Here is a 10,103-nt window from a genome sequence, read left to right on the forward strand (position 1 = left end):
CGTGAAGGTCCTGGACGTCGAGAAGGTCGAGAAGTTGTCCCCACGCACGTGGGGGTGTACCGTGCACTACAGCGAGCGCCGTCGACCCACTGTAGTTGTCCCCACGCACGTGGCGGTGTACCGGTACGGCCGGTGCCGCACCAACGCGTACCGCGCGTTGTCCCCACGCACGTGGGGGTGTACCGTCGCGCACGGACACGGTGCGACGTCGTCGCTCTTTGTCCCCACGCACGTGGGGGTGTACCGCTCACCGCTGGCGGGCCATTGCTCGGGGGATGGTTGTCCCCACGCACGTGGGGGTGTACCTGGACAAACGTTCACGCCGGCTGCAGTCGGTGGGTTGTCCCCACGCACGTGGGGGTGTACCGGTCGCCGCAGAGCCACCAGCGTCACACGGCGTCCCCTGGAGCCCCGCCGGAGGCCACTTCCATTCTCGACCGTTCCAGGAGGCACCCTCCTGACGGGACGGTGCTGCCGCTCCCGCTCGGTACCCATCAGTCGAGCCTCGGTCGGTCGCCGCGTCGAGACTCGACTGGTTCGCCTCTCGCCGTCTTTCGCTTCCCGAAAGAGGCACAGGCGCCGCAAAACACCCGGCGTCGTTCGCCGTGTCGTTTGTCCTCGGTACCCCCTACCCGTCCGTCCACGCCTCGCGCTCTTGTTGCGCGCGATGGTCGATGATACGCTCGAAAAGCAGTTTCCGCCCGGAAGGAGTGGGCAGAGCCATCTCGATGCTCTCGGTCGGCAAAACGTTGCTGCCCCGTGTCGGCAACGGGAACACCTGTGTTCCCGTGCTGCTCCGATACTCGATGACGAAAGGAGTTTTGTCGTGGCCGTCACTCAGCTCGAGTACGCCCTGCTCTCGCTCTGGGCCAAGCTGGGATACGTGGAGGATGAACGACGGTATCATCCGCTCGTCTTCCACGCTCTCGATGCCGCCGCAGTGGCTGAGCAGCTCTGGCGCTGGGGGCTGACGTCCCGCATCCACCGCCTCCTCGCCGATGGTCTCGGCCTCGCCCCGGCTGTGGCCGAGCGATGGGTCGTCTTCCTCACTGCACTGCACGACTTCGGCAAGGCGACCCCGGTGTTTCAGTTCCGTCTCCCGCAACCGCGGGACGACTTGGAGCGCGCGGCTGTGCGCCAGGTAAAAGAGGCCGGCTTCAGCTGTCCCGTCCTGCCCGAGCATGCCTGCCTCCCGCACGGCACCCTGACGAGTCTCGTCCTGGCTCCGCTCCTCCGCGCTCGTGGCCTCTCGCCGCGCCTCGCCTGTCGACTGGCAGACACGGTCGCCGGGCACCATGGTCGGTTCCCTGACCAGGCGGTTCTCTCCCGAGCTGATCCGGCGGCGGGCGACAAAAGCTGGGAAGCTGTACGCCGTGTCCTGTTCGAGACGCTCGCCTCGCTTCTCGACGTGCCGCCTGAGGTCCCCCAACGTGCCGATTTCCCGGCGCTCGCTGTGCTCGCCGGGTTCGTGACAGTGGTCGATTGGATCGCCTCGATCAGCCAGCCGTTCTTCCCCTACGCTGCCGTGCTCGGACGGCCACTCGAGATGTCTCTCGAAGACTACTCGACTCGGGCACGCGCCCAAGCGCGCCAGGCGGTGGAGTCGCTCCGCTGGAAGCTGCCGCAGCGCCTGCCCCCCGGTGACTTTCGAGCCGTCTTCCCCGCACTCGGTTCGCCGCGGCCGGTCCAGCAGACTGTCACCGCTCTCGCCGATCGTCTCAGTCCCGATGCCCCCGCGCTCGTCATCATCGAGGCCCCGACCGGCGAAGGCAAGACGGAGGCAGCTTGGCTCCTGGCCGACCGCTGGGGAATCACCGGTTCGGCACGCGGGGTCTACATCGGAATGCCGACGCGAGCGACCGGCGATGCGCTCTTCGATCGCATCCGCCAGGTGCTCGCGCACCGGTACGCCGCGCGCGGAACCGACACGGTGGTCTTGCAGCTCGTTCACGGGCACGCCGCCGTCTCGGCCGAGGAGGAGCGCGTCCGCCTCGACCCCTCGCTCCCCGCACCGGAGGGGCTCTGGAACGATGGCCAGCCGCCGGAGGGTCGGCACGCCGTGGTCGTCGCGGGCGAGTGGTTCACCTACCGCAAGCGGGGCCTGCTGGCGCCGTTCGGTGTCGGAACCGTCGATCAGGCTCTCCTGGCGGCGCTCCGCCTTCGTCACAGCTTCCTGCGCTTGTTCGGCCTGGCCGGTCGGGTCGTGGTATTCGACGAAGTCCACGCCTACGATACCTACATGTTGTCGCTGTTCGAGCGGCTCCTGGAGTGGCTCGCTGCCATCGGAAGCAGCGTCATCGTGCTCTCGGCGACCCTGGCACCCTCGCGGCGCGCCGCTCTCGCAGCGGCTTTTCGGCGCGGCCTCGCCCCGGCCGATGCTCCTGTCGTCCCGTTGCCGGAAGCGCGGTATCCCCGGATCACCGTGGTCACCCCCGATGCCTGCTCGGTCGAGCCGGTCGCGGCATCCGCGCGCTCCCAGCGCACCATCCGTCTCGAGACGCTCCCCATCCTGCCCGACGAGGACGGATATCGGGAACTCGCTCGGTATCTCGCGGACGCCTTGAGCGCTGGTGGTTGTGCCGCCGTCGTCTGCAATACCGTCCGCCAAGCTCAGGAGTGTTTTCAGGCGCTCCGTCCCCGCTTCCCAGGCCGAGCCGATGACGGCGATCCCGAGCTGGACCTCCTGCATGCACGGTACCCCGCTGTCTGGCGCAGCGAGCGGGAACAGCGCGTTCTCCGTCGCTTCGGGAAACCGGGCGGCACCGTGCCGACACCGGACGGCAGTCGCGTTCCGGTCTCCCGACCTCGCCGTGCCGTCCTCGTCGCGACGCAGATCGTCGAGCAGAGCCTGGATCTCGACTTCGATCTCCTGCTGACGTTCCCGGCTCCGATCGACCTCCTTCTCCAACGAGCCGGGCGATTGCACCGTCACCAGCGAGAGACCCGTCCACCGTCGCTCGCCGAACCGTGCGTCGTCCTCTTGGGACCCCCGCTTGACGACCACGGGGTACCGCTCTTCGACCGTGGCACGCTCGCCATCTACGACGAACACATCCTCCTCCGCACCTGGTTCGCCCTGCGTACGCGCCGCGAGCTGCGGATGCCGGAAGAGACCGATGACCTGATCGCTGCCGTCTACGAGGACGGTCCGCAGCCGCAGCTCCCAGAGGCATTGGCCCGTCCCTGGCGCGAGACCGCCGAGCGGCTCCGGCAGACGCTCGCCTTCGAGCGCAACGAAGCAGCCAAGCGCTGGGTCTGCGCACCGGGAGAAGGGCGTCTGGAAGACTTGACGGACGCTGACCTCGCCGAGGAGACGACGAGCACGCATCCGGCGTTCCAGGCCCTGACCCGCCTCGGTGAACCGTCGGTCACGCTCGTCCCGGTTTTCCGCACTGCAGACCGCCGGACGGTGCTGGACCCGGAGGGCCACGAACCGGTCGACCTCGCCGCCTCCCCGAATCCGCAGGACTGTGTCCGCATCCTCCGCTGGTCAATCGAGGTGGGAGGCAACTATCTGCTCCGTCTCCTCGACGAGAGCGAGCGTGTCTGCCAGCCGGAACCGTGGCAGCGATCACCCTTGCTCGCCAGAGTCCGGGTAGCCTGGTTCGATCCGGACGGCTCGCTCCCGCTCGCTCGCGACTCCGTGCTGGTGCTCGACCGTACGTTGGGCCTCGTGACTCGAAAGGGGACGATCGATGCCGACCTTTGACCTGGTGACGCAGCCGTGGATTCCCTGCCTCTTGCCGAACGGCCGCCTGGTGGAGCGGAGTCTGCACGATGTCCTCACGGCGCCACAGAGCGTGCGCGAGATCGTCGATCCCTCACCCCTGGTAACGGTCGCGCTGCATCGCTTGCTCCTCGCGATCCTGCACCGCGCTCTCGATGGACCTCGGGACGAAGACGAGTGGGCAGAGTGGTGGGAAGACGGCTGTTGGCCGCTCGATCCAGTGCGGCAGTACCTCGCGCGTTGGCAGCATCGTTTCGATCTGTTCGATCCAGACCGCCCCTTCCATCAGCATCCCGGCGTCGATCACCAGTATCGGGCGGAGAGTGCGCGACTCGCCACCGAACTCGCATCGTCGTTCAACGCACCGCTCCTGTTCGATCATTCCGATCCGGCACAGGTGGCCTTGACTCCGGCTGCTGCAGCCCGCTATCTCGTCGCCTATCAAGCGTTTTCGACTGGAGGACTCCTCTCTGGCCGGACACCAGCCGAGCGTGCCTCCAAAGCGGCACCCCTCTGTGCGGTCGCTGTCTGCCTGGGCAAGGGAGAGGACCTCGCCCGGACGCTCCTGCTCCACCTGGTCAGTCGGCCGTTCTGGGGCTCCTCGTACCAGCCGCCCACCGGACACCCGACGCACGACCTGCCCGCGTGGGAGCGCCCTGATCTGCCCGGCGATCAGCCACGCTGGCCGACCGGGTACCTGGATTATCTGACCTGGCAGGCGCGTCGCGTCCTGCTCATCCCGGACGATCGCAATGGGCAGGTCGTGGTCTCACAGGCAGTCATCATGCGCGGCGAGTCGTTCCCCGATGGTTTCGAGCAGCGCCAGCTCGAAACGATGGTCCCGTTCCGTAAGGACAGCAAGAGGGGGTGGCTCGCGCTCACGTTCCGCGAGGATCGTGCCCTCTGGCGGGACAGCCTAGCGCTGATGCAGACCATCTCGACCAGCGCGGTCGATCAGCAGCGTCCCCGTATCGTCGACTGGTGGGCGTTCCTCTACCGCCTGGGCGTGCTCCCCGGGCGAGTGCTGCCTCTCGACGTCGCCGGATTCGTCCCCGACCAGGCGAAGCCGCTGTTCTGGCGGTACGAGCGTTTTCCTTTACCGCTCTCCCTGCTCGACGACCAGCTGATGCTGCTTTGGATCGAACAACTACTGAAAATGGCCGAGGAGGCGGCGCGCCTCCTCGTCGAGGACTTGCGCCGCCTCGCGACGTATTTGGGAATCGGGGACAAGCAACGGGGCAGCTTCGTCGCGGGACTCGGCAGCGAACGCGTCTTCTGGGCCACGCTCGAGCCCACGTTTTACACTCTGCTCCACCGACTCAGTCGAGGGGAACCGCCCCCGACAGTCTGTGCCGACTGGCAGACGGTCGTCCAACGGTCTGCCCAGCGTGCGTTCGAGCAGGCTGCGCTCGCACTGCTCCGCGCGGGGCGACCCATCCTGACGATCGCTGAAGCCGAGAGTCGTCTCCAAGCCCGACTGGCGATGATCACCTGTGGTGCGGCGGCAACGGAATCACCCGCGAACGAGGAGGGAGCAGGATGACGGTCCAAGATCGGTCAGCGGTACGTTTCGTCCAGGCGTTGGAGGAACTCGTCGCACGCGAGGATCGCGGCGCGCTGGCGACGTTGCGCCGCGGCCTCGGCAAGCCCCCAGGGACAGTCGTCGAGATCTACCCCTACGTGGTGCCCTACCTGCCAGCCGATGCTGACGACCATCGCGCCTGGGTCTATTTCGCCGTTGCGTCGCTCTTCGCATTCCATCCAATCAGTTGGCCAGCGAACGAGCGGAAAGGGCGGACCAACTTCGGTGCATCGGTCGGTCAACTCGCCCAACGACTCGGGCAGCGATCCGCCGGGCTCGAAGCGCGGTTCCTCCGGCTCCTCGCGGCCGAACGCGAGGAGCTTCCGCTCCAGCTGTATCGGATGCTGACGCTCTTCGGGCCGCACCAGATCCCCGTCTCCTGGGTCGACTTGCTGCGCGACCTCGACCAGTGGGATTCCCCGGAGCGGTTCGTCCAGCGTCGGTGGGCCCGAGCGTTCGTCGAAGAACGTGGAAGGAGGGAAGAAGAGGTAAGCGAAGGGTCGATCGAGGTTTCCGCCTGAGTCAGCAGCGTGGACGGGAACGAGCCGAAAAAGGAGAGAGAGCCATGTTCGTCGAGCTGCATTTGCTCCAGCACTTCGCGCCGTCCAACTTGAACCGTGACGATACAGGTGCACCCAAGGACTGTTCCTTCGGCGGGGTCCGACGTGCCCGTATCTCGAGCCAGTGCATCAAGCGCGCCATCCGCCTCTATGTCCAAGAGGCGGGCCTCCTCGATGCGCGCGAGCGAGCGGTGCGGACCAAGCGATTGATCGGGGAGATCGCTACCCGCCTCGCGCAGAACGGGAAGGATCACGCCACTGCGGAACTGGTCGCCCGGCGACTCCTCCAGAGTGTCGGCATCGAACCGATGTCGGACCAACCCGAAAAGACGCAGTACCTGCTCTTCGTCGGTGAGGACCAGATCGCGAAGCTCGTCGAGACAGCCGTCCGATACTGGGACACGCTCCGCGAAAGCGACACCGCGAGCGGAGAGAATGAACAGAAGTCCGCTCGTGCCCGGAAGAAAGAAGCGAAGGCTGCGATTCCCGAGGCGATCAGGAACGAAGTCGAGAGCATCCTCAATGCGCCGAGTGCCGCCGTCGACCTCGCGCTCTTCGGTCGAATGATCGCTGACGTACCGCTCGGTCGGGTCGATGCCGCCAGCCAGGTAGCCCACGCGCTCTCCACCCATCAAGTCTCGATCGAGTTCGATTACTTTACCGCGGTCGACGATCTCTTGCCCCAAGAGGCCACCGGCGCGGACATGATCGGGACGGTCGAGTTCAATTCGGCCTGTTACTACCGCTATGCCAACGTCGATATCGAGCAGCTCGTGCAGAATCTCGGCGGCGACCGAGACCTCGCCCGCCGCGGACTCGCCGCCTTCCTCACGGCAGCGGTCCACGCGGTACCGACCGGAAAGCAGAACAGCTTCGCGGCGCACAATCCACCGGCATTCGTCGCCGCCGTCGTCCGCGAGCACGGCCTCTGGTCACTCGCCAATGCCTTCGTCCAGCCGGTCCGACCGACCGCCCAGCGGGACCTCGTGCAAGAATCGATCCGCGCGCTCGACCGGTATTGGGCCAAACTCACCAGCATGTACGGGTCCAGCGGCCTCCGCGCACTGTACGTGGCGACCCACGAACCCGAGCAAGTCGAGGCCATGCGCCGATTACACGGACAGCCCGGCGAGACGATGGTTCCGACGGTGCGCGACCTGATCGAGCGGATCGTGGCCAGCGCGTTCGACCGTCAGGCGGAGGACCGGTGATGAGCGGCACGGCGACGCTCCTGCTCCGCCTAGCTGGACCGCTGCAGTCGTGGGGCGTACAGTCACGCTTTACGATCCGCGATACCGCGCGCGAGCCGACCAAGAGCGGCGTGATCGGGCTGCTCTGTGCGGCACTGGGACGCCCCCGCAGCGAATCGGTCGATGATCTCGCCGCGCTCCGCATGGGCGTGCGCGTCGATGCGGAGGGGATTCTCGCTCGCGAGTACCAGACCGTCGGCGGGGGATCGTGGCCAGGGCGCGAGACCTACGGAGTCGCCAGCGCTGGAAACAAACCGCCGCTCACGCAGCCGACGGTCCGCTACTACCTCGCCCAGGCGGTCTTCCTCGTCGGCCTCGAAGGCGATCCGACGCTGCTCCAACGCCTGGCGGCAGCGCTCCGCCAGCCGCAGTGGCAACTCTACCTCGGGCGCAAGTCGTACGTACCGGCTGAGCCAGTCCTCTATCCCGATCAGCCGGTCCGGAACCAGAGGCTCGAAGAGGCCCTGCGTTCCGTTCCCTGGCCGGTGAGCGACACCGTACCGCGACGTCTCCGCGAGCAGCCACCCGAGTTCGTCCGCGTGGTGCTGGAGGAGCCAGACGTCGCGCGCGCGGAGCGCGCCCAGCTCGACCAGCCGGTCGGAGCCGCCTTCCGTGACCGCAGCTTCACCCTGCGGGGTATCCGAACCGAATTCTGGCGCCTCGGCGAGACGGTCCCGAAACGGGAGGATCGACCATGTTCTTGACGCGCTTCTTGCTCAATCCGCGACATCCCGACGTCCAGCGCGATCTGGCCGACTGCTATCGCCTGCATCGGCGGGTGCTTTCGCTCTTCCCCGATCTACCGACCGACGAGTCGGCGCGGCGTGCCCTCGGTGTCCTGTATCGCCCTGAGGGGTACGTCCTACTCGTGCAGTCTCGCATTCCGCCGCAGAGCGAGCAGTTGCCGAGCGGCTACTTGCTGGAAACCGCTGGCGATCCGCTGAACCCGTCCACGAAAGATGTGTCGGGGCACTATGACCGTGTCGTAGCGGGCATGCAACTCACCTTCCGGCTGCGTGCGAACCCGACGCGCAAGATCGATAGTTGGCGCGAACAGCCGGGGTATCGTCCCAACGGCCGACGTGTGGATCTTCGCCGTGTCGAGGATCAGCTGACCTGGTTGGTGCGCAAAGGAGAGCAACATGGGTTTCGGGTCCTCTCGGTGCGAGTCCGCGACGATACGGTCACGCTCGGCCCGCAACCTCTCCAGGCTGATGCGCGCCCGGCCGGTAAAGTGGTCGGTTGGCGTCCAGCGTCGAATGGTGCCGGTCAGAAACTGACCTTCGCGGCCGTGGTCTATGATGGCGTCCTGCGAGTGACCGATCCTATCCGCTTTCGCGAGGCGCTCGAGTCCGGTATCGGCCCGGCCAAGGCGTTCGGCTTCGGCTTGCTCTCCATCGCACCGGTGAAGAGGTGACGCCCATGGAGAACTTGCATCTCCTTCCGACGGTTCGCGATAGCCTGACCTACCTCTATGTGGAGCATTGCCGGATCGAGCAGGACGGGAAGGCGATCGCGCTCTTCGACCAGAACGGTAAAACGCCGGTCCCGTGCGCGAACCTCATGGTGCTGCTCCTCGGACCAGGCACGAGCATCACGCACGCAGCGGTGCGCACGCTCACCGAGAGCGGCTGCCTGGTCATCTGGAGCGGTGAGGAGGGGATCCGCTTCTACGCACAGGGGCTGGGCGAAACGCGATCGGCGCGCAACCTCCTCTGGCAAGTCCAGCAGTGGGCAGACCCCGCCCAGCGACTCCAGGTCGCGGAGCGTCTGTACCGGATGCGTTTCACCGAGGAACTCCCTGCCGGGCTCACGCTGCGCCAGTTGCGCGGGCGCGAGGGCATGCGTGTCCGCTGGGCCTACGAAGCAGCCAGTCGCGAGACCGGCGTGCCGTGGCACGGTCGCTCGTACGACCGCCGCGACTGGCGAGCGACCGACCCGGTGAACCGCGCCCTCTCGACCGCCAATGCCTGTTTGTACGGGATCTGCCACGCTGCCATCGTCGCCGCCGGCTTCGCGCCAGCGATCGGCTTCATCCACACCGGCAAGATGCTCTCCTTCGTGTACGACATCGCTGACCTGTACAAGACCGAGATCACGATCCCGATCGCGTTCCGTACCGTCGCGGAAGGGGAGCGTGACCTGGAAGGACGCGTGCGACGAGCCTGCCGCGATGCCTTTCGCGAACGGCGGCTGCTCGCCCGCATCGTCCCCGATATCGGCCGAGCCCTGGGAATGCCGAACCAGCCACCCGAGCGCGCCGAGTTCGATGACGATCCCGCAGCGCCCGGCAAGCTGTGGGACCCCTCAGGCGAGATCGAGGGGGGCGTCAATTGGTCCGAGCGGGAGGACGTCCCATGATCGTGCTCCTCGTCGAACGGGTGAAACCGAGCTTGCGCGGCGAGTTGACGCGGTGGCTCCTCGAGCCTCGACCAGGCGTCTTCGTCGGTCAAGTGAGTGCGCGCGTCCGTGACCGTCTTTGGGACAAGCTCTGCCGGTCTCTCGACAGTGGCGCGGCGCTGCTCATCTACACGACGAACACTGAGCAGGGTTTTGGTTTGCGGTCGTTCGGCGACACATCGCGGGAGCTTGTCGACTTCGAAGGGCTTTGGCTCATCCGCCTGCCTCGCTCGTCCGAGCAGGGCAGCTGATCGAAATCCGCGCTGCGATGAGAAAGTGAGACTATGACCGCGGATAATGCGGAATTTTGGCGTCGCGACACAGTATCGTCCCCACGCACGTGGGGGTGTACCGCCCTCTCGTTCGGAGAGGCAGTGGCGCGCATCATCGTCCCCACGCACGTGGGGGTGTACCGTACCCGATCCTGTATGTTACTCCTATTTCTCACATCGTCCCCACGCACGTGGGGGTGTACCGGAACTAACTGGACGGAGAATCAGCGCTCGTATCATCGTCCCCACGCACGTGGGGGTGTACCGACGACGGAGCTACAGGAGCGGTGGCTGGATGCATCGTCCCCACGC

General features: G+C 66.4%; 8 protein-coding genes and 1 CRISPR repeat array. All 8 genes read left to right on the forward strand.

The window, feature by feature from the left end; translation table 11 throughout:
• Window positions 1-34 precede the first annotated feature (34 nt).
• A CRISPR array of direct repeats spans window positions 35-367; the repeat unit is 27 nt; unit sequence TTGTCCCCACGCACGTGGGGGTGTACC.
• Window positions 368-826: 459 nt separating this feature from the next.
• Genes cas3 through cas2e form a run of 8 tightly spaced genes read left to right on the forward strand, consistent with a single transcriptional unit; the run spans window position 827 to window position 9,770 of the window.
• The gene (gene cas3, locus ACWIVK_RS08480) at window positions 827-3,709 is read left to right on the forward strand and encodes a CRISPR-associated helicase Cas3' (protein WP_448576215.1); all 2,883 of its coding nucleotides are present in this window, start codon (window positions 827-829) and stop codon (window positions 3,707-3,709) included.
• Entirely contained in the window at window positions 3,696-5,270 is a 1,575-nt protein-coding gene (gene casA / locus ACWIVK_RS08485; RefSeq protein WP_448576216.1) for a type I-E CRISPR-associated protein Cse1/CasA, read from the forward strand. Before cas3 ends, casA begins: the two co-directional genes overlap by 14 nt.
• Window positions 5,267-5,830 carry a type I-E CRISPR-associated protein Cse2/CasB gene (casB, locus tag ACWIVK_RS08490; RefSeq protein WP_448576217.1) on the forward strand — a complete coding sequence of 188 codons (564 nt, stop codon included), beginning with the start codon at window positions 5,267-5,269 and terminating at the stop codon, window positions 5,828-5,830. The genes casA and casB overlap by 4 nt, the downstream gene beginning before the upstream one ends.
• Before the next feature lie 44 nt (window positions 5,831-5,874).
• Window positions 5,875-7,080 (forward strand): type I-E CRISPR-associated protein Cas7/Cse4/CasC, encoded by a 1,206-nt coding sequence (gene cas7e, locus ACWIVK_RS08495; RefSeq protein ID WP_448576218.1) that lies wholly within the window; start codon window positions 5,875-5,877, stop codon window positions 7,078-7,080.
• The gene (gene cas5e / locus ACWIVK_RS08500) at window positions 7,080-7,823 is read left to right on the forward strand and encodes a type I-E CRISPR-associated protein Cas5/CasD (protein WP_448576219.1); all 744 of its coding nucleotides are present in this window, start codon (window positions 7,080-7,082) and stop codon (window positions 7,821-7,823) included. Before cas7e ends, cas5e begins: the two co-directional genes overlap by 1 nt.
• The gene (gene cas6e, locus ACWIVK_RS08505) at window positions 7,814-8,536 is read left to right on the forward strand and encodes a type I-E CRISPR-associated protein Cas6/Cse3/CasE (RefSeq protein ID WP_448576220.1); all 723 of its coding nucleotides are present in this window, start codon (window positions 7,814-7,816) and stop codon (window positions 8,534-8,536) included. Before cas5e ends, cas6e begins: the two co-directional genes overlap by 10 nt.
• Window positions 8,537-8,541: 5 nt before the next feature.
• Entirely contained in the window at window positions 8,542-9,480 is a 939-nt protein-coding gene (cas1e, locus tag ACWIVK_RS08510; protein WP_448576221.1) for a type I-E CRISPR-associated endonuclease Cas1e, read from the forward strand.
• The gene (cas2e, locus tag ACWIVK_RS08515; RefSeq protein WP_448576222.1) at window positions 9,477-9,770 is read left to right on the forward strand and encodes a type I-E CRISPR-associated endoribonuclease Cas2e; all 294 of its coding nucleotides are present in this window, start codon (window positions 9,477-9,479) and stop codon (window positions 9,768-9,770) included. Before cas1e ends, cas2e begins: the two co-directional genes overlap by 4 nt.
• Window positions 9,771-10,103 lie beyond the last annotated feature (333 nt).

It is taken from the genome of Thermomicrobium sp., from assembly GCF_053493975.1.

What these genes read in the sequence shown, in the direction of transcription:
- cas1e (WP_448576221.1), top strand. Translation starts at nt 8,542, where the DNA reads ATGGAGAACTTGCATCTCCTTCCGACGGTTCGCGATAGCCTGACCTAC.
- cas7e (WP_448576218.1), top strand. Translation starts at nt 5,875, where the DNA reads ATGTTCGTCGAGCTGCATTTGCTCCAGCACTTCGCGCCGTCCAACTTG.
- cas6e (WP_448576220.1), top strand. Translation starts at nt 7,814, where the DNA reads ATGTTCTTGACGCGCTTCTTGCTCAATCCGCGACATCCCGACGTCCAG.
- cas2e (WP_448576222.1), top strand. Translation starts at nt 9,477, where the DNA reads ATGATCGTGCTCCTCGTCGAACGGGTGAAACCGAGCTTGCGCGGCGAG.
- cas5e (WP_448576219.1), top strand. Translation starts at nt 7,080, where the DNA reads ATGAGCGGCACGGCGACGCTCCTGCTCCGCCTAGCTGGACCGCTGCAG.
- casB (WP_448576217.1), top strand. Translation starts at nt 5,267, where the DNA reads ATGACGGTCCAAGATCGGTCAGCGGTACGTTTCGTCCAGGCGTTGGAG.
- casA (WP_448576216.1), top strand. Translation starts at nt 3,696, where the DNA reads ATGCCGACCTTTGACCTGGTGACGCAGCCGTGGATTCCCTGCCTCTTG.